This is a genomic window from Mesorhizobium sp. WSM3626, assembly GCF_000513935.1.
In the GTDB taxonomy this organism is placed as follows: Bacteria; Pseudomonadota; Alphaproteobacteria; order Rhizobiales; family Rhizobiaceae; genus Mesorhizobium; species Mesorhizobium salmacidum.
Window position 1 is genome coordinate 24,538 of sequence record NZ_AZUY01000006.1, and the last position, 18,465, is coordinate 43,002.

21 protein-coding genes and 1 pseudogene are annotated in these 18,465 nt (G+C 61.8%); 17 read left to right on the forward strand and 5 right to left on the reverse strand.

Annotated elements, in window-relative coordinates; translation table 11 throughout:
• Nucleotides 1–42: 42 nt before the first annotated feature.
• The 5 genes and pseudogenes from M653_RS0106525 to M653_RS01000000132165 all read left to right on the forward strand — a co-directional run bounded on the left by M653_RS0106525 (nucleotide 43) and on the right by M653_RS01000000132165 (nucleotide 5,160).
• Nucleotides 43–372 carry a phasin family protein gene (locus M653_RS0106525; RefSeq protein ID WP_027142601.1) on the forward strand — a complete coding sequence of 110 codons (330 nt, stop codon included), beginning with the start codon at nucleotides 43–45 and terminating at the stop codon, nucleotides 370–372.
• Between the two features lie 254 nt (nucleotides 373–626).
• Nucleotides 627–956 (forward strand): ATP-dependent Clp protease adapter ClpS, encoded by a 330-nt coding sequence (gene clpS / locus M653_RS0106530; protein WP_010909565.1) that lies wholly within the window; start codon nucleotides 627–629, stop codon nucleotides 954–956.
• A gap of 6 nt (nucleotides 957–962) precedes the next feature.
• A complete protein-coding gene (gene clpA, locus M653_RS0106535) occupies nucleotides 963–3,431 on the forward strand; it encodes an ATP-dependent Clp protease ATP-binding subunit ClpA (RefSeq protein WP_027142603.1) in 2,469 nt (822 codons plus the stop codon).
• Nucleotides 3,432–3,541: 110 nt separating this feature from the next.
• A pseudogene (locus M653_RS1000000134320) lies at nucleotides 3,542–4,198 on the forward strand (chloramphenicol phosphotransferase).
• A 23-nt stretch (nucleotides 4,199–4,221) separates the two neighbouring features.
• Complete coding sequence (locus M653_RS01000000132165; protein ID WP_051442611.1) at nucleotides 4,222–5,160, forward strand: phosphatase PAP2 family protein; 939 nt, start codon at nucleotides 4,222–4,224, stop codon at nucleotides 5,158–5,160.
• A gap of 6 nt (nucleotides 5,161–5,166) precedes the next feature.
• On the opposite strand, the gene M653_RS0106545 is transcribed toward M653_RS01000000132165, so the two are convergent.
• From M653_RS0106545 to M653_RS0106560, 4 genes are all read right to left on the reverse strand, one after another.
• Nucleotides 5,167–5,598 (reverse strand): HIT family protein, encoded by a 432-nt coding sequence (locus M653_RS0106545; protein WP_027142604.1) that lies wholly within the window; start codon nucleotides 5,596–5,598, stop codon nucleotides 5,167–5,169.
• A gap of 95 nt (nucleotides 5,599–5,693) precedes the next feature.
• Nucleotides 5,694–6,905: a GNAT family N-acetyltransferase gene (locus M653_RS0106550; RefSeq protein WP_027142605.1), complete on the reverse strand. Its 1,212-nt coding sequence runs from the start codon at nucleotides 6,903–6,905 to the stop codon at nucleotides 5,694–5,696.
• Nucleotides 6,906–6,960: 55 nt separating this feature from the next.
• On the reverse strand, nucleotides 6,961–7,689 hold the full coding sequence (locus M653_RS0106555) for a glycerophosphodiester phosphodiesterase (RefSeq protein ID WP_027142606.1): 729 nt from the start codon (nucleotides 7,687–7,689) through the stop codon (nucleotides 6,961–6,963).
• 14 nt (nucleotides 7,690–7,703) lie between these two features.
• Entirely contained in the window at nucleotides 7,704–8,168 is a 465-nt protein-coding gene (locus tag M653_RS0106560) for a RidA family protein (RefSeq protein ID WP_015317774.1), read from the reverse strand.
• 139 nt (nucleotides 8,169–8,307) lie between these two features.
• On the opposite strand from M653_RS0106560, the gene M653_RS0106565 reads away from it, so the two are divergent.
• The 5 genes from M653_RS0106565 to tsf all read left to right on the forward strand — a co-directional run bounded on the left by M653_RS0106565 (nucleotide 8,308) and on the right by tsf (nucleotide 12,045).
• Entirely contained in the window at nucleotides 8,308–9,138 is an 831-nt protein-coding gene (locus M653_RS0106565; protein WP_027142607.1) for a cell envelope integrity EipB family protein, read from the forward strand.
• Between the two features lie 31 nt (nucleotides 9,139–9,169).
• Nucleotides 9,170–9,448 (forward strand): DUF4031 domain-containing protein, encoded by a 279-nt coding sequence (locus M653_RS0106570; protein WP_027142608.1) that lies wholly within the window; start codon nucleotides 9,170–9,172, stop codon nucleotides 9,446–9,448.
• Nucleotides 9,445–10,056 carry a LysE family translocator gene (locus tag M653_RS0106575; RefSeq protein WP_027142609.1) on the forward strand — a complete coding sequence of 204 codons (612 nt, stop codon included), beginning with the start codon at nucleotides 9,445–9,447 and terminating at the stop codon, nucleotides 10,054–10,056. Before M653_RS0106570 ends, M653_RS0106575 begins: the two co-directional genes overlap by 4 nt.
• Nucleotides 10,057–10,232: 176 nt before the next feature.
• A complete protein-coding gene (rpsB, locus tag M653_RS0106580; RefSeq protein ID WP_027142610.1) occupies nucleotides 10,233–11,015 on the forward strand; it encodes a 30S ribosomal protein S2 in 783 nt (260 codons plus the stop codon).
• A 109-nt stretch (nucleotides 11,016–11,124) separates the two neighbouring features.
• Nucleotides 11,125–12,045 (forward strand): translation elongation factor Ts, encoded by a 921-nt coding sequence (gene tsf / locus M653_RS0106585; protein ID WP_027142611.1) that lies wholly within the window; start codon nucleotides 11,125–11,127, stop codon nucleotides 12,043–12,045.
• A 13-nt stretch (nucleotides 12,046–12,058) separates the two neighbouring features.
• Here tsf and M653_RS0106590 read toward each other — a convergent pair whose 3' ends face one another.
• Entirely contained in the window at nucleotides 12,059–12,994 is a 936-nt protein-coding gene (locus tag M653_RS0106590) for a LysR family transcriptional regulator (protein WP_027142612.1), read from the reverse strand.
• Nucleotides 12,995–13,106: 112 nt separating this feature from the next.
• Here M653_RS0106590 and M653_RS0106595 point away from each other — a divergent pair, with 112 nt between their 5' ends.
• From M653_RS0106595 to M653_RS0106625, 7 genes are all read left to right on the forward strand, one after another.
• On the forward strand, nucleotides 13,107–13,535 hold the full coding sequence (locus M653_RS0106595; RefSeq protein ID WP_027142613.1) for a nuclear transport factor 2 family protein: 429 nt from the start codon (nucleotides 13,107–13,109) through the stop codon (nucleotides 13,533–13,535).
• Between the two features lie 63 nt (nucleotides 13,536–13,598).
• A complete protein-coding gene (locus M653_RS0106600) occupies nucleotides 13,599–14,126 on the forward strand; it encodes a nuclear transport factor 2 family protein (RefSeq protein ID WP_027142614.1) in 528 nt (175 codons plus the stop codon).
• Nucleotides 14,127–14,161: 35 nt separating this feature from the next.
• Nucleotides 14,162–15,271 (forward strand): aldo/keto reductase, encoded by a 1,110-nt coding sequence (locus M653_RS0106605; RefSeq protein WP_027142615.1) that lies wholly within the window; start codon nucleotides 14,162–14,164, stop codon nucleotides 15,269–15,271.
• A gap of 152 nt (nucleotides 15,272–15,423) precedes the next feature.
• Complete coding sequence (gene pyrH / locus M653_RS0106610; protein ID WP_027142616.1) at nucleotides 15,424–16,146, forward strand: UMP kinase; 723 nt, start codon at nucleotides 15,424–15,426, stop codon at nucleotides 16,144–16,146.
• A 102-nt stretch (nucleotides 16,147–16,248) separates the two neighbouring features.
• Nucleotides 16,249–16,803, forward strand: coding sequence for a ribosome recycling factor (frr, locus tag M653_RS0106615; RefSeq protein WP_027142617.1), 555 nt, complete (start codon nucleotides 16,249–16,251; stop codon nucleotides 16,801–16,803).
• A gap of 32 nt (nucleotides 16,804–16,835) precedes the next feature.
• Nucleotides 16,836–17,570, forward strand: coding sequence for an isoprenyl transferase (locus tag M653_RS0106620; RefSeq protein WP_027142618.1), 735 nt, complete (start codon nucleotides 16,836–16,838; stop codon nucleotides 17,568–17,570).
• The gene (locus M653_RS0106625; protein ID WP_027142619.1) at nucleotides 17,567–18,382 is read left to right on the forward strand and encodes a phosphatidate cytidylyltransferase; all 816 of its coding nucleotides are present in this window, start codon (nucleotides 17,567–17,569) and stop codon (nucleotides 18,380–18,382) included. Before M653_RS0106620 ends, M653_RS0106625 begins: the two co-directional genes overlap by 4 nt.
• The last annotated feature ends 83 nt before the right edge of the window (nucleotides 18,383–18,465 follow it).

An 18,465-nucleotide genomic window follows, 5' to 3' on the forward strand; every position in this document is an offset into this window, starting at 1 on the left:
CGCTCGGGGCAGGGCGCGTCAACCGTCCAGGGAGAGTACGAAATGACCCAGACCTATGAGGACTTCAGCAAATACGGCAAGGAGTTCACTGACACCGGATTGAAGAGCTTCGCCTCTTTGTCCAAGGGCGCGCAGGCGATCGCCACCGAGGCCGGCGAATACACCAAGAAGAGCCTCGAAGCCGGCAGCGCCGCGGTCGAGAAGCTGTTCTCGGCCAAGTCGCTGGACAAGGCGATCGAGATTCAATCCGACTATGCCAAGCAGTCCTACGAGGCGTTCGTCGCCGAGGCCACCAAGATTGGCGACCTCTATGCCGAACTCGCCAAGGAAGCCTACAAGCCGTTCGAATCGATCGTTGCCAAGGCGAAATAATTTTCGCCCGAGAATTCCAGATCCGGCCCTTTGGGTGCGGGACAAAACCCGGTCGTGGAAACGCGGCCGGGTTTTTTCATGTCAACGCTTCACGATCGCGAAATTCCGCCAAGTTGGTCACCTAGCCATATTGTCAGCTAACCAGAAGGGCTTAAAATCGTCCATCGAACACCTACATGTGAAACTCGCATGAGGATTCGAAGAGGCAGGAATACGTGACGATCGGTTTGACTGCCACGAGACGAGTGGCGCGGATGCAAAACGGCGGCGGCGACGGCAATGAGGCCGGCCGCGGGACGGCCGTCATCACGCGCACCAAAACCAAGACCAAGAAGCCCAGCCTTTACCGGGTCCTCATCCTCAACGACGACTACACTCCGATGGAGTTCGTGGTTCATGTGCTGGAGCGTTTTTTCCAGAAGGACCGCGAAGCTGCCACACGCATCATGCTTCATGTTCACAATCATGGAGTAGGCGAGTGCGGGGTCTATACATTCGAGGTGGCCGAGACCAAAGTGTCTCAGGTCATGGATTTCGCCCGACAGAATCAGCATCCGCTGCAATGCGTGATGGAGAAGAAGTGAGGTAACATGCCGGCTTTCTCCCAAGGCCTGGAAAAGGCGCTTCATCAAGCGCTGACGCTCGCCAACGAGCGGCACCATGAATATGCAACCCTTGAACACCTGCTGCTCGCGCTCATCGACGACACCGAGGCGGCCGCCGTCATGCGCGCCTGCAACGTCGATCTCGACGAGCTGAAGCATACAGTTCTGACCTACATCGACACCGAGCTCGACAATCTGGTCACCGGCTACGATGAGGATTCCAAACCGACCGCCGGTTTCCAGCGCGTCATCCAGCGCGCGGTGATCCATGTGCAGTCATCTGGCCGCGAGGAAGTGTCGGGTGCCAACGTGCTCGTCGCCATCTTCGCCGAGCGCGAAAGCCATGCCGCTTATTTCCTGCAGGAACAGCAGATGACCCGCTACGACGCGGTCAACTACATCTCGCATGGCATCGCCAAGCGTCCGGGCGCGTCCGAGAGCCGCACCCCGCGCGGCGCCGATGACGAGCAGGGCGGCCAGAACGGTGCCGAGCCCCAGGAGGAAGGCGGCAAGAAGAAGCAGCAGCAGGACGCGCTGACCGCCTATTGCGTCAACCTCAACAACAAGGCCAAGGCCGGCAAGATCGATCCGCTGATCGGCCGAGAGAGCGAGATCAACCGCACCATCCAGGTGCTGTGCCGCCGCTCCAAGAATAACCCGCTCTATGTCGGTGACCCCGGCGTCGGCAAGACGGCGATCGCCGAAGGCCTGGCCAAGCGCATCGTCGAAGGCGACGTGCCGGAAGTCTTGCACAATGCCACCATCTTTGCGCTCGACATGGGCACGCTTTTGGCCGGCACGCGCTATCGCGGTGACTTCGAGGAACGGCTGAAGCAGGTCGTCAAGGAGCTCGAGGACTATCCGGGCGCCGTGCTGTTCATCGACGAGATCCACACCGTGATCGGTGCGGGTGCCACGTCAGGCGGCGCCATGGATGCGTCGAACCTGTTGAAGCCGGCTCTGTCATCGGGTGCGATCCGCTGCATCGGTTCGACCACCTACAAGGAGTTCCGCCAGTTCTTCGAGAAGGACCGCGCGCTGGTGCGGCGCTTCCAGAAGATCGACGTCAACGAGCCGACCATCGAGGACGCCATCGAGATCATGAAGGGCCTGAAGCCCTATTATGAGGAATTCCACAAGGTGAAGTTCACCAACGAGGCGATCAAGGCCTCGGTGGAGTTGTCGGCGCGCTACATCAACGACCGCAAGCTGCCGGACAAGGCGATCGACGTGATCGACGAGACCGGCGCCTCGCAGATGCTGGTGCCGGAAGCCAAGCGCAAGAAGACGATCGGTATCAAGGAGATCGAAGCGACGATCGCCACCATGGCGCGCATCCCGCCGAAAACGGTTTCGGCCGATGACGAGAAGGTGCTGCAGGGCCTGGATGTCGAGCTCAAGCGCGTCGTCTACGGCCAGGACACCGCCATCACCGCGCTGACCTCGGCGATCAAGCTGGCGCGTGCCGGCCTGCGCGAGCCGGAGAAGCCGATCGGTTCCTACCTGTTCTCAGGTCCGACCGGCGTCGGTAAGACCGAAGTCGCCAAGCAGTTGGCCGCCTCGCTCGGCGTCGAACTGATCCGTTTCGACATGTCGGAATATATGGAACGCCACACCGTTTCGCGGTTGATCGGCGCGCCTCCCGGCTATGTCGGCTTCGACCAGGGCGGCCTTTTGACCGACGGTGTCGACCAGCATCCGCACTGCGTGCTGCTGCTCGACGAGGTCGAAAAGGCGCATCCGGACCTGTTCAACATCCTGTTGCAGGTGATGGACCACGGCAAGCTGACCGACCACAACGGCAAGCAGATCGACTTCCGCAATGTCATCCTGATCATGACCACCAACGCGGGCGCATCCGATGCGCAGCGCGCGGCGATCGGTTTCGGTTCGACCAAGCGCGAAGGCGACGATGTCGAAGCGATCAACCGGCTGTTCACGCCGGAATTCCGCAACCGTCTCGATGCGATCATTCCGTTCGGCTCGCTGCCGGTGCCGGTCATCCACCAGGTGGTGCAGAAGTTCGTCATGCAGCTGGAAGCCCAGCTTTCCGAGCGTGGCGTCACCTTCGACCTCTCGCCGGACGCGATCGCCTGGCTCGCCGACAAGGGCTATGACGAACGCATGGGCGCGCGTCCGCTCGGCCGCGTCATCCAGGAGCACATCAAGAAGCCGCTGGCCGACGAAGTGCTGTTCGGCAAGCTGAAGAAGGGCGGCACGGTGCGCGTCACCGTCGAGAAGAAGGGAACCGGCGAGACCGGCCTCAAGCTCGAATCGCTCGCCGACGAGGCGCCGGTGAAGCCGAAGAAGGAAGAGCCGGAAGACGCGCCGAAGCCACCCAAGGCCGTGGCCAGGAAGCCTGCGGCAAAGAAGGTCGTGGCGCAGAAGCCCGAGCCCAAAGGCAAGGACGGCGGCAAGCGCAGCCTCGTGCCGCAACTGCCCAGAAAGAACTGAGCTGAAGACAGTCGAAAATGCCCCGGAAATGAACTGCCCCCCGAAAGTTGGACGCAACTTTTGGGGGGCAGTTCAAAATGAGGCTCTTTTGTTGGGACAATGTGGTGGCTATGGCCGGCCAGATCATTATCCTCAACGGCGCGCCGCGGTCAGGAAAATCGAGCATCGCTCGAGCCATCCGGGAATGCTTTGACGGCCATGGATGAATCTGGGGGTCGACAGCTTTGAGCGGATCACCTCGAGACTTTGTCCGGGAGTAGGCTTGCGCCCTGGTGGCGAACGCCCCGACCTCGAAGTTTTCGTGCCGCGCATGTACCGCCGCCCTTTATGAGTCGATCTCGTCCCATAGCCGGCTGGGGCTGAATGTCGTGACCGATGTCGGTCATCACGATGCCTATTCGAAGCCCCTTGACTGCTTGGTCGATTGTGCTCGCCGGCCTGCCGGTGCTGTTTGTCGGCGTTCGCTGTCCACTAAGCGCGTCGCGTCGAAACCGATTCATGCGGCGCGCTTTAAGGCTGGCAGGGTTTATGTCACCGGCTCCCTCGACGGTACCGAGCCTTTACCGGTGCGGCTGTGGCAGGAAGTGGTGCATCGGCCGGGCGTTTACGATCTGGAAGTCGACACATCGCGCCTGAACCCCGAGTTGATCTGTAAGACACTTCTAATGGACAGGGTGCGTCCGACGGCGTTTGAGAGTCTCTTGATTCCGATCCGGAGTTCAAAAGCCTTCCTGACTATTGCCGGCCAATTTTTCACTCCGAATTAACGCCGGTTGCTCATGCTTCAAGGATGGTCTTGCTGCCCACAGAACGGACAATACTGGCCGTCGCTTTGGCGCTGGTCGCCGTTTGCTTGTTCCTTGCCTGGGACAAGGGCGTCACCGTTGCGCTCGACGGCTACCGCTTTTCCTTCGGCTTTGCCGTCGTCATGACTGGCCTTGGGCAATTCTATCGGCGGGTCCGCAAGGCCGAGCGGATCGCGCTGACCGCGCATGGGCTGGCGCTGTTCATCCTCTTTTCGGTGGTTGCTTCGCTCTTCAACCTTCTGCTCTTGCCCCGGGACTCGGCGCCGATCGACGCTACCCTAGTATGGATCGATTCTTGGTTCGGCTACTCGTGGCCAGATGCCTGTGCGTGGATTTCCCAATACCCACTCCTCCCGGATGCCCTCAGGCAGGTCTATAATCTGACACTAGCTCAGATCCTGTTTGTCTTTCTTTTTCTGGGTATGGCCAATGATCGGAGGCAGTTGCACACAGCCATGCTGGCTACGGTGTTTGCAGCGCTGGCCACCATCTTTTGCTGGGCGCTATTTCCGTCCAGCGGGGCTTCCGCTTACTGGACCCTGGACCCTGAAATCGATCGCGTTGTTCGACCCGTGGTCAATTCCGCTTATGGAGCGGAATTGAATCGCCTGCTGGTTGACGGCATCAAGGACATTTCAGCCATACAGGTTACGGGGCTGATAGGGTTCCCTTCGTTCCACACGGTCATGGCGCTGATGTCCCTGATCGCGATCTGGCCGTATCCTTTTGCGCGTTTTGCGCTGATCCTAGGCAACACCGCACTCCTGCCGGCAATTCTCATCCATGGCGGGCACAATCTGATGGATGTGTTTGGCGGCACGGTGATTACAATAGCTTGCTGGCGACTGGGTCTGCTGGCGTTTGAAGCGCAACAGCGCCAGCCATTGTCGAGGGTCGATGAGGCGCCGGCGACCGAGGGCTGAGCGTCACTACTCGGTCAGCGCAGCCCGTATCTTTTCGGCGTTCTGCGCCAGCACTTCAGGTTTTTCCATCGCGCCCGTATGCGGCTTCAGCGGGATGCCGTCGAAACGCGGGATGACATGCACGTGAAGATGATAGACGGTCTGCCCTGACGCAGGTTCATTGAACTGCATGATGGTGACGCCGTCGGCATCAAATGCTTTGCGGACGGCCCTCGCCACTTTCTGGACCACCGTGAAAAGCGGGCCGCACGTTGACGGATCGGCGTCGAGCAGGTTGCGCGACGGCACCTTCGGCATCACCAGCGTATGCCCCGGCCCCTGCGGCATCACATCCATGAAGGCCACGACCGCTTCGTCCTCATAGATGCGGTGCGAGGGTATTTCGTCGCGCAGGATCTTCGCGAAGATGTTGTCGGTGTCATAGGCGGTTTGGGCCATCGTGAACGCTCCGGATTGTGTCTTTCGTGTAGCGAAGCCGTTGAAACTCGGCAAGACGATCGGGCGAAGTCGACACTGCCCAGGCAGCCCGGTCGCTATTCCTCGAGATCTTTGCGGAACGGGGTATGTTCTTCCAGATATTCGCCCATCCGCTCTACCTCGCGCCGCTCGCGCCCGAGATAATCGGCGACCGCTTTGCGCAGGCCGGGGTGGGCAATGTAGTGCGCCGAATGCATGGTCACCGGTCGGTAGCCGCGCGCCAGCTTGTGCTCGCCTTGCGCGCCTGCTTCGACCACCTTCAATTTGCGTTCAATGGCGAAGTCGATGGCCTGGTGATAGCAGATCTCGAAATGCAGGTAGGGATGATCCTCGATGCAGCCCCAATTGCGGCCGTAGAGCGCGTCGGAGCCGATGAAGTTGATGGCGCCGGCAATGTAGCGCCCGTTGCGTTTGGCCATCACCAGCAGGATGTCGTCCGCCATGCGTTCGCCGATCAGCGAGAAGAACTGGCGGTTCAGGTAGGGGCGGCCCCATTTGCGGCTGCCGGTGTCCATATAGAAGGCGAAGAAGTCGTCCCAGGCCTTTTCGGTCAGGTCCTTGCCGGTCAGCCAGTCGATCGTGATGCCATCGGCAAGCGCTTCGCGCCGTTCCTTCTTCATCGCCTTGCGCTTGCGCGAGGCAAGCGTGGCGAGGAAATCGTCATAGGTGGCAAAGCCTTCGTTGAAGAAATGGAATTGCTGATCGGTGCGATGCAGGAAGCCCGCGGCCTCCAGCGTCGCGACGTCACTCTCCTGCGCGAAGGTGACATGCGCCGAGGATATGCCGAGCTTGTCGGTCACCATTTTGAGCCCGGCGGCAAGCCCGGCCTTAACCGCGTCCCGATCCTCGCCCTTGCCGACCAGCAGGCGAGGGCCGGTGACGGGCGTGAACGGCACGGCACTTTGCAATTTTGGATAGTAACGGCCGCCGGCGCGCTCGAAGGCATCCGACCAGCCGTGATCGAACACATATTCGCCCTGGCTGTGCGACTTGAGATAGCAGGGGATAGCGCCGAGCAGCCTGCTTTGCGCGGTTTCCAGCCGCAGGTGATGGCCTTGCCAGCCAGTGCGCCGCACGGCGCAGCCCGAATCCTCCAGAGCGCTCAAAAAAGCAAATGAAACGAGCGGGTTATATCCGGCCGCGTCGCCGCGCGTGGTCCCGGCAAAGCCGTTCCATTCATCGCAGGTAAAGGCGCCTATGCCCGCGGCGATGCGGATCGAATAGCCCGCATTCGCCGATTGTTCGTCGCAGTCGTCGCCCTGATCCATGAGGCTTATTTAAGCTCCATTCGGGCCGCTACAAGTCACGTTTCGGGCACCCTGCTCAGGCGACTTTGATCAGGTCGGGTTCGAAACCTTCGAACGTCATCTGGTCGGCATATCTAAAGGTCAGGTCGACCGCCGGCTGGTCATGCACCGTCCAGGTGATGACAGGCATTTTGAGCTTTTCGCGTACGAAGCTGACAAACGGGTTCGGCAGATCGCCGGCGGCATAGGAGGTAAAGGAGAGTTCGTGCGCCAGCATGGAAAAATGTGCTTCGATCAGCTTGGCGTCCTTGCCATAGGCGGTCAATCCAGCCGGAATGCCGGGCGCGTGCCTGGGGAAATCGCGGATCAGCCAGTGATCGAACGACATGATCGCCGCCTTGCCCTTGTAGCGCTTCAGCATCTTGCCGACGCGCGCCACCAGGCACTCATCGCGACCGGGAGTTCCTTTCAGCTCGACGACCATGGGCACGCGGCCGTCGACGAGATCGAGCGCGTCCTGCAGCGTCGGCACGTGATCCGCCGTGCCGCCGACCTTGAGCGCGGCAAGTTCGGCGGCGCTGCGTTGCCAGACGAAACCGTCCTGACCTGTCAGCCGTTGCAGATCGTCATCATGGATGACGATGGGAACGCCATCCGACGACAGATGCACGTCGCATTCGATCGCGTAGCCGCGTTCGGCCGCGGCGGCGAAGGCGGAAAGCGTGTTTTCCCAGCGCGACCTGTTCATGTCGTGAAAGCCGCGATGGGCAACCGGCCGGGCAGTCAGCCAGGAGAGGTCGGTCATGTCCGCACCTTCACTCATTCGACTTCAAAGATCGCTTCGATTTCCACCGCGGCATTAAGCGGCAGGGAGGCGGTGCCGACGGCGGAGCGTGCGTGCTTGCCGCTTTCGCCAAGCGCGGCAACCAGGAAATCGGAGGCGCCGTTGGCGACCAGATGCTGTTCGACGAAGTCGGGGGCCGACGCCACGAAGACGGTGATCTTCACCAGACGGCGGATCTTCTCGAGGTCGCCAAGTGCCGCCTTGGCTTGCGCCAGGATGTTGATGGCGCAGTATTTCGCGGCGTCCTTGCCGCTTGCCGTGTCGACGTCGCGGCCGAGCAGACCGCTCGCCTGCAACTTGCCGTCCTTGAGCGGCAATTGTCCCGCCGTGAACAGCAGATTGCCGGTCCTGCAATAGGGCACGTAGTTGGCGGCAGGCGCGGCGGCAACAGGAAGCGTCACGCCGAGATCACTTAGCCGCTTTTCGATTGTTTCACTCATTGCTTTTCCCTATTGCTGGAAGGTGCCGCGCTGGCCGGGCCGAAATTGCTATTTTTGCCTCGCTTCCGCCACGACTTTTTTTAAGCTGGACCATCTTTCCCTGCGGCCCTGCCATCAGCCGCGACGATTGGAGTACCTCATGCGCGCAGCGCGCCTTGCATTCCACGCCGTTCTGTTGTCGGCGCTGTTCCCTGTGGGCTCCGCTTTCGCCGTACCGGCGCTGCAGGCGCATCGCGCCGTCTACGATCTCACCCTCAAGAAGGCGGATGATCGATCCGGCATTACCGGTATCACCGGCCGTATGGTCTACGAGTTCAACGGCTCGGCCTGCGAAGGCTACACGGTGAAATTCCGTTTCGTCACGCAGATCGCGACCAGCGACAACACGAAGCTGACCGACCAGCAGACCACCACCTTCGAGGACGCGGAAGGCAAGGTGTTTTCTTTCGTAACGAAGTCCTTCGTCGACCAGAACCTCGACAAGGAGGTCAAGGGCGTCGCGACAAAGAATGCCAAGGGGCTGAAGGTCGATATCGACAAGCCGGAGAAGAACAGTCTTGAACTCGCGGCCACCCAGTTTCCGACCCAGCATCTGGTCGAGTTGATCGGCAAGGCCGAAAAAGGCGAAAACTTCTATCAAACCAACCTGTTCGACGGGTCGGAGGACGCCAACAAGGTGATGACGACCACGGTTGTCGTCGGCAAGAAGACCGAAGCCGACAAGGCCGATCCGGAAGCGCCGGCACTGGCGAAGCTTGCCACCGACAAATATTGGCCGGTCGACATCGCGTATTTCGACGACAGTGCCCAGAAGGGCGAGGAAGTGCCGGAATACCGGATCAGCTTCAAGCTGCACGAAAACGGCATCACCCGTGATCTCGTCATGGACTATGGCGACTTCTCCATGACCGGCAAGCTGGTCAACCTGTCGCTGTTCGACCAGACAAAGCCTTGTCCCGTATCGAAGTAGCAGCGATGCGCAAGTGAACTGGCCGGGCTTGATGGCGGTCTATGTCGATGCGGCGATCTGGAAGTGGGCAGGCCATCGCTGGTGCCATTTGATGGCCGACGACACCGAAGAACTGCATCGGTTCGCATCCCGGCTTGGCGTGAAGCGCTCGTCCTACCAGGGGCCGCCCAGGACATCGGCGCCACACTATGACATAACCGGTTTCGAGCGCGACCGCGCGGTGCGGCTCGGCGCCATCGAATGCAGCCGCGAGGAGATCGTCGCGATCTTCAGGCGCGTGCGGGTACCCAACGGAAAGGCCCGGTCATGACTCCAACGGCATTTTTCGCGTATTGCGCAGCCGTCACACTCGCCGCCGCCACACCGGGGCCAGCGATGTTCACGGTCATCACCAATGGCGTGTCGCGTGGTTTTCTTGGCGCCTTCATGGCCGGCGTGGGGGTCGCCGCCGGCGATGCCGTGCTGGTCACTCTGGCACTGCTCGGGCTGGTAGCCCTGGCCCAGACATTCGAATGGATATTCCTCCTGCTTAAATATGCAGGCGCCGCCTACCTGATTTTTCTCGGCATCAGGATGTGGCGGGCCTCGGCCACGCAACCGAACGGGCCGCAGACGGCACAGGCGAGATTGTCGCGGTTCTTCTTCCTTGGCGCGTCCATTGCGCTGGGGAACCCGAAGGCGATCCTGTTCCATGCCTCGATCATGCCGCTGATCCTCGATCTCGACACGCTGACGTTTGTCGATGGCCTGCTGGTGGTAGCCGTCGTCATCAGCATCAATATCCTCACCATGGGTGTCTATGCGGTACTTGCGGGCCGGGCCTCGGGCTGGTTCAGGACGCCCGGGCGCATGCGACTGATGAACAGGTTCGCCGGCAGTGCCATGATAGGCACCGGAGCGCTGATTGCCGCACGCTGAGCGGAAAGCGTCACACGGCTTGCGTTTATCGCGCTTCCCCTCTATATGCCCGCTCATTCCACACACGGACTTTGGTGTCTGCCCGGGAGAAATCCGGCTGAAACCTCCGGTGGCGTTCGAGGACTTCGTCCAAAAAATGCCTGTGTCCGTGGAGGCTAACCGGAAAGGAAATGAGAATGGCACTGCCTGATTTCAGCATGCGCCAGCTTTTGGAAGCTGGCATTCACTTCGGCCACCAGACCCACCGCTGGAACCCGAAGATGGCGCCCTACATCTACGGCGCCCGCAACAACATCCACATCATCGACCTCTCGCAGACGGTGCCTTTGCTGCACCAGGCGCTGAAGCAGGTTTCCGACACCGTTGCCAAGGGCGGCCGCGTGCTGTTCGTCGGCACCAAGCGCCAGGCGTCCGACATCGTCGCCGATGCCGCGCAGCGTTCGGCCCAGTACTACGTCAATTCGCGTTGGCTCGGCGGCATGCTGACCAACTGGAAGACGATCTCGAACTCGATCCAGCGCCTGCGCAAGCTCGACGAGATGCTGGCCGGCGAGGCGCAAGGCCTGACCAAGAAGGAACGCCTGAACCTCGACCGCGAGCGCGAGAAGCTCGACAAGGCGCTCGGCGGTATCAAGGACATGGGCTCGACGCCCGACCTGATGTTCGTGATCGACACCAACAAGGAAGCGATCGCCATCCTCGAGGCCAAGCGCCTGGGCATCCCGGTCGTTGCCATCATCGATTCGAACTGCGATCCGGACAAGATCGATTTCCCGGTCCCCGGCAATGACGACGCGGCCCGCGCCATCCAGCTCTATTGCGATCTGATCGCCAAGGCCGCGATTGACGGCATCGCCCGTCAGCAGGGCGCGCTCGGCATGGATATCGGCGCTTCGGTCGAAGCTCCGGTCGAGCCGGCGCTCGATCCGGCTCCGGCGTCGGAAGCCCCAGAGGCTTGATAGTCGAAGGCCGGTTTGCGGCCTTCATCTTTCTCATATTTTGGCACGCTAAACAGACGCACCATCAAATAACGATGGTGCGTCGGTGCATTTAAACAAAGAGGCGACAATGAGCATTTCGGCTGCACAGGTCAAAGAACTCCGCGACTTGACCGGCGCGGGCATGATGGACTGCAAGGCGGCGTTGAACGAGACCAATGGCAACATGGAAGAAGCCGTTGACTGGCTGCGCAAGAAGGGCATCTCCAAGGCCGACAAGAAGGCCGGCCGCACCGCCGCCGAAGGCCTGATCGGCGTCGACAACGGCGTGCGCGAAGCCGCCGTCGTCGAGGTGAATTCCGAGACTGATTTCGTCGCCCGCAATGCCGCCTTCCAGGAAATCGTCGCCAACGTCGCCAAGGTGGCGCTTGCCTATGGCACGACAGAGGCCGTGGCCGCCGCGAAGTATCCGGGTTCGGACAAGTCGGTCACCGACACCATCAAGGACGCTGTCGGCACCATTGGCGAGAACCTGGGCTTCCGTCGCTCGGCCAAGCTGACCGTGCCGCATGGCGCGGTTGCGACCTACGTCCACAATTCGGTAGCCGATGGCCTTGGCAAGCTCGGCGTGCTGGTCGCGATCGAGACTACCGGCAACGAGCATGCCGCCAATGCCTTTGGCCGCCAGGTCGCCATGCATGTCGCCGCCACCAACCCGATGGCGCTGACCGCCGAGCAGATCGACCCGGCAGCGGTCGAGCGTGAGAAGGCAATCTTCTCCGACCAGGCGCGCCAGTCTGGCAAGCCGGAAGCCATCATCGAAAAGATGGTCGAGGGTCGCCTGCGCAAGTTCTATGAAGAAGTCGTGCTCTTGAAGCAGGCCTTCGTGCTTAACCCCGACATCACTGTCGAGAAGGCGCTGAAGGATGCCGAAAAGGAAATCGGCGCGCCGGCCAAGATCACGGCCTATCTGCGCTTCGCGCTTGGCGAAGGCATCGAGAAGGAAGAGTCCGATTTCGCCGCGGAAGTTGCGGCGGCGGTCAAGAAGTAAGCGTCCTACCGCTTTATTCCGACTGTGTTTTTCGGCCGGGTGTCCGCAGGGATGCCCGGCCGATTTCGTTTGCGGTATCGATAAACGCCCTGAGCTTCGGCGCCATCGCGGCGCGGCGCGGGAAGTAGAGGAAAAGGCCGGGTTCCTCGATCGCTGATTGCGGCAGAACCTGCACCAGGCGCCCGGCTGCCAGATCCGCGCGGGCCAGCGGCTCGAACATATAGGCGAGGCCGACGCCAGCGAGCGCCAGATCAATGGCGGCGAGCGAATCCGTCACGATGGCCGTACCGCTGGTTTCCATGACCACATCCTTGCCATCCTCGGCCAAATCCCAGCGATAGAGAGCGCCCGAACGAACAAGCCGGTACCCTATGCAATTGTGGTTCGCGAGATCGGCAACGCGGCGCGGACGGCCACGTCGCCCGATATAGGCGGGAGAGGCGACGATGACGACTTTGAAGGGCTGCGTCAGGCGGATGGCAACCATGTCCTGCGCGATCATCTCGCCGAGCCGGATGCCGGCGTCGAAACCTTCACCGACGATGTCGACCAATCCCTGATCGGCAAAAATCTCGACCGTAATGTCGGGGTAGCGCTCGGCCATCGCGGCGACGACCGGCGTCACCGCCAATGGAATCGCGATGTTGGAGGCGTTGATCCTGAGCAGGCCAGACGGCCTGCCCTTGTCGCTGCGGATGCGATCCATCCGCTCGGCAATATCCTGGAGGGCAGGGGCCGCCGTTTCCACCAGCGCCTTGCCGGCCTCGGTGAGCGAAACGCTGCGCGTCGTGCGCGCAAACAGCGGCTGGCCGATACGCTCCTCGACGAGCCGCACCGCGTGGCTGACCGCCGACGGGCTCATCCCGAGTTCCGCCGCGGCAAGTGCGAAGCCGCCGCGCCGCGCAACGGCTACGATGACAGGCAGGTGGGTGAGCAGGTCTCGGTCCATTCATGAACCATATCGCACGGTCCATGCAGATCATGCAATCTTATCGAGGAGGCAAAAGCGGACCATTTAAGACGGCATCGAACAGCAAGCATCAGACAGCAAGGAGCCTCCGATGTCCGACCTTCATTCCAGACAAGCCCGCAACCTCCAGACGGTACACAGCTTCTTTGACCTGATGCACCGCAAGGATATCGACAGTTGGAGTGAACTCTGGGCCGAGGATGGCCGCATCATAGTCTTCTATCCGCCGGCGGGATTTGGCGACAGCATCGACGGCAAGGCAGCGATCGTGGCCGCCTTCAGGGGACTGTTCGGCAATTTCGAAACCTTCGAATCGCAACTGACGGCCATCTATCCCGCCGCGGACTCCGAAGCCGTGGTGGTCGAATACCGGAACCGCGCCGTGCTCGTGGGCGGCACCGAATACACCAACAGCAACATTGCCGTCTTCCATTTCGAGAATGGCCTGATCTGCGCCTATCACGACTATTTCGACCCGCGCCGGTTCCAGGTCGTTGTCGACGCGCTGTCAAAAGGCTGAAGGCGGACCTCCCCGACTGATCATCCGTCCGTTTGCAAACCTATCCACCAAAGGAGAAGCGAAATGAATGCCTTGAAACACGTTACCTTCGCCGCAGGCCTTGCCCTGGCACCCGTCGATGCCGGTGGTGCCGAACCGACCGGCTGGCAGGCACTTGCCGATGAACGCGCCGTGGTCCGTATCGCCGATGCCATCGACCGCGCCGTCGACGCGCAGGACTGGAAACGCGCGCGCAGCTATTTCGCGGATCGGGTCACCGCCGACTTCAGCAGCCTGTCCGGGCAGCCCGCGGCCAACATTGCCTCCGACGATCTGATCGGCGCCTGGGCCGGCAATCTCAAGGGCAGCAAGACCAGCCTGCACCTGCGCACCAATCACCAGGTCGTCCTCGAGGCGGACACGGCGACTGTTCTGTCGAACGGCTATGCCTGGAACCGGATGGAGGGCAATGGCGATCCACTCTGGGAAGTCTGGGGCACCTATGAGCACCACCTGACGCGTTCTGGCACCGCCTGGAAGGTCGATGGCTTCACCTTCCACATGACGCATGAACGCGGCAATCCCTGGGTCAAGACGACCCCGGGCCAATGACGCCCGCATCAACCGGATCAGGATCGGAAAAGACAATGACGATGAGCTACTACACACTCGGCAACAGCGGCCTGCGCGTCAGCCGGCTGGCGCTGGGCACGATGACCTTCGGCACGGAATGGGGCTGGGGCGCGGACCGGAATACGGCGCGCGCGATGTTCGACGCCTATGTCGAGGCCGGCGGCAATTTCTTCGACACCGCCGACCTTTATACCGGGGGCACCGCCGAGACCTGGCTCGGTGAATTCGTGGGCGAGCGAGGCTTGCGCGACAAGGCGGTGATCGCCACCAAGTTCACCATGAACTCGAACCCCGGCAATCCGAACGCCGGCGGCAATGGCCGCAAGAATATCATGCGTGCTGTCGACGCCTCGCTGAAGCGGCTGGGCACCGACTACATCGATCTCTATCTCATGCATATCTGGGACAGGCTGACGCCGGCCGAGGAAGTGCTGCGTACGCTCGACGATCTGGTTCGGGCAGGCAAGATACGTCACATCGGCCTGTCCGACGTGCCGGCCTGGTATGCCGGGCGGGCTCAGGCGATCGCCGAACTGCGCGGCTATGAGCCGATCTCGGCGTTGCAGCTCGAATACTCGCTGGCGGAGCGTGCCATCGAGCATGAATTCGTGCCGTTCGGGACACGTCATGGCGCCGGCATCATGGTCTGGAGCCCGCTGGCCAGCGGGCTGTTGAGCGGCAAATACCGCCCGGCGCAAGCGGGCAATGCCGGCCGGCTCGACGGTTTCCGCAACACCACCCACCCCGGCTTCCAGAAATTCACGGATCACAACTGGGCTGTTGTGGCGGAGTTGGAGAAAGTCGCCGCCGAACTCGGCCGCGGCATGGCTCAGGTGGCGCTCAACTGGGTGGCGACACAGCCAGGAATCGCCACCGTCATCCTTGGGGCAACGAGACTTTCGCAGTTGCAGGACAATCTTGCCGCGCTCGATTTCTCGATACCGCCCGCGCTTCGCCAGCGGCTGGACAAGGTGAGCGGCACGCCGGCGCCGTTCCCGCATTCCTATTTCGGTCCCGAGATCCAGGTCCGTGTCGCCGGCGGTGTCGTGACCGGCGACAAGCCGTCCGGTTATGCATTGCCGGTCGTGGTCGAAGGCGAGGCCGTTGCCATCAGCAGCAACTGATCCAAAAAGCCTGGAATTTTGCACAAGGGCGCGGCGTGACATCGCCGCGCCCTTCGTGTATCCGGTCAACCCGTCATGACAGCACCGCCGGGCGAAGCAGGAGGCCTTTTTCGCCTTCAGAGCTTGCCGCGCCGGGATTTTCGAGGAACCAGATGACGGTGAAGCCCCTCTACCGACGTGTTCTGCTGAAAGCTTCGGGCGAAGCGTTGATGGGCGAACAGCATTTCGGCATCGACGTCTCGGTCGTGGACCGCATCGCCGGCGACATCGCCGAGGCGCGCGCGCTGGGCATAGAGGTGGGTGTCGTCATTGGCGGCGGCAATATCTTTCGCGGCGTGGCCGTTGCCTCCAAGGGTGGGGACCGCGTCACGGGCGATCATATGGGCATGCTTGCCACTGTCATCAATTCGCTGGCGCTGCGCACATCGCTGAACAAGATCGGCGTCGACGCCGTCGTGCTGTCCGCGATTGCCATGCCCGAGCTTTGCGAGAGCTTTTCGCAGCGCCAGGCGACCGCCTACATGAACCAGGGCAAGGTGGTGATCTTCGCCGGCGGCACCGGCAATCCGTTCTTCACCACCGATTCGGCCGCAGCGCTCCGTGCGGCCGAAATCGGCGCCGACGCGTTGTTCAAGGGCACGCAGGTCGACGGCGTCTATTCGGCCGACCCGAAAAAGGACCCAAGCGCGACACGTTTCGAACGCATCAGCCATGCCGAAGTCATAAATCGCGGCCTTTCGATCATGGATACGGCTGCGATTGCACTTGCGCGCGAAAACAACATTCCGATAATCGTCTATTCGATCCACGAAAAAGGTGGTTTCGGCGATATTCTGAGGGGCGGCGGCCGCTGTACGGTCGTCGCCGACGAGTGATCCGGGCCTGATCCCGGGAAACCGGGTTTCGAGATCAGCTCGAACACGGGGCCTTTGCCCCCGAAGCAGTGAACCCGCGGCAGACGGGTCGAGGAGACTAGAATGAGTGGTGAGTACGACGATCTCAAGCGGCGCATGGATGGGGCAATCGCGGCGTTCAAGCATGATCTGGCCTCGCTGCGGACCGGTCGCGCCTCCAGCAACCTGCTCGACGCGATCCAGGTGCAAGCCTATGGCACCACCATGCCGATCAATCAGGTGGCCAATGTCACCGTGCCTGAGCCGCGCATGATCTCCGTCTCGGTCTGGGACAAGTCGATGGTCGGCGCGGTCGACCGCGCGATCCGGGAATCCAATCTGGGCTTCAACCCGATCGTCGACGGCACCAATCTGAGGATTCCGCTGCCGGAGCTCAACGAACAGCGCCGCAAGGAACTGGTCAAGATTTCGCACGGCTATGCCGAAAACGCGCGCGTCGCCGCGCGCCATGTGCGTCGCGATGGTATGGATTTCCTGAAGAAGGCGGAGAAGGACGGCGACATCAGCGAGGACGATCAGCGCAAGCGTTCCGACCAGGTCCAGAAACTTACCGACGAGACCATCAGCACCATCGATCATCTGCTTTCCGACAAGGAAGCTGAAATCATGCAGGTTTAGGGTTGGCCCTTGGCTGATCCGAAAGCGAGATCATGACAACGCCCGCGCATGTCGCGATCATCATGGATGGAAATGGACGCTGGGCCAAGGCGCGCGGTATGCCGAGGCTCGCGGGTCATCGCGCCGGTGTCGAGGCGCTGCGCAAGGCCGTGCGTGCCGCCCCCGGTCTCGGTATCTCCTTCCTGACCGTCTATGCTTTCTCGTCGGAGAACTGGTCACGGCCGAAGTCCGAGGTCAGCGACCTTATGGGGCTGTTGAAGCTGTTCATCCGTCGCGACCTTGCCGAGCTGCACCAGAGCGGCGTGCGGGTCAGGATCATCGGCGACCGGGCAGGGCTGCAGGCGGACATCAGGGGGCTGCTCGAGGAAGCCGAATCGCTGACGATCCACAACACCTCGCTGACGCTGGTGATCGCCTTCAATTATGGCGGGCGCGACGAGATCGTGCGCACCGCGCGCAAGCTCGCCGAGGCGGTGGCGCGCGGTGAAATCGACAGCGAGGCGATCACCGCCGAAAGCTTTGCCGGCTCTCTCGACACGCAAGGCATTCCCGATCCGGAGCTGGTCATCCGCACCAGCGGCGAGCTTCGCCTGTCCAACTTCCTCTTGTGGCAGGCCGCCTACAGCGAGCTCGTCTTCCTGCCGTGCTACTGGCCGGACTTCAATCGCGAGCACCTCGCCGAGGCCCTGCGCGAATATGCCGGCCGCGAGCGCCGCTTCGGCGGACTGGACCCGCAAGACGTCGCGTCGCGACCGGCCGCGGGATGAGCAACCTTCAGCTACGTGTGATTTCGGCGGTCGTGCTCGCTATTGCGGCCCTTGGCCTGACCTGGCTTGGCGGCCTGCCTTTCCGGCTGCTGTGCGCCGTCATGGCGGCAATGATCTTTTATGAATGGACACGCATGTCGCGGCCCGCCGCGGCCGACGGGCTTGGCTTCCTGCCGGAAGCGCTGATGGTCATTTTCGTCGGTGCCTTGATTGCCGGCCTGTCCGCATTGTGGCTGCTGCCGCTCGTGGTGATTCTGGTTGCGATAACGGCGACCACCGCGGGAATTCGCAGGATCGGCCAGTGGGACGCTGGCGGCCTTGCCTATGCCTGCGTGTCGGGTCTGTCGCTTGCCCTGCTGCGCGACGGCGACCATTCGGGCTTCGTCGCCATTCTGTTCCTGTTCGCGGTCGTCTGGGCGACCGACATCTTCGCCTATTTCGTCGGGCGCGCCGTCGGCGGGCCCAAACTGGCGCCGTCGATTTCGCCAGGCAAGACGCGCAGCGGCGCGTTCGGCGGGGCGGTCGGTGGCGTCGTCGCGGGACTTTTGCTGGCAGCCATTGCCGGCGCCGGCAACCTGGCGTTGCTCGGCATTGTGGCGCTGGTGCTGTCCGTTGTCGCCCAAGCTGGCGACCTGTTCGAATCCTGGGTCAAACGGCGGCACGGCCGCAAGGATTCGGGCGTGCTCATTCCTGGCCATGGCGGCATCATGGATCGTGTCGACGGGCTTGTCGCGGCCGCTCTTGCCCTATACGTCATCGGTTGGATTTCGGCGGGCGCCGACCATCCGGCACAGGGGCTGTTTGCCATTTGAATGATGTCATTCCACGATCTGGCGCGGACGTGCCTTGGATTCGCCTGTATTGATGTCACAGTCACGCAGCGGCCGCGGAAGAA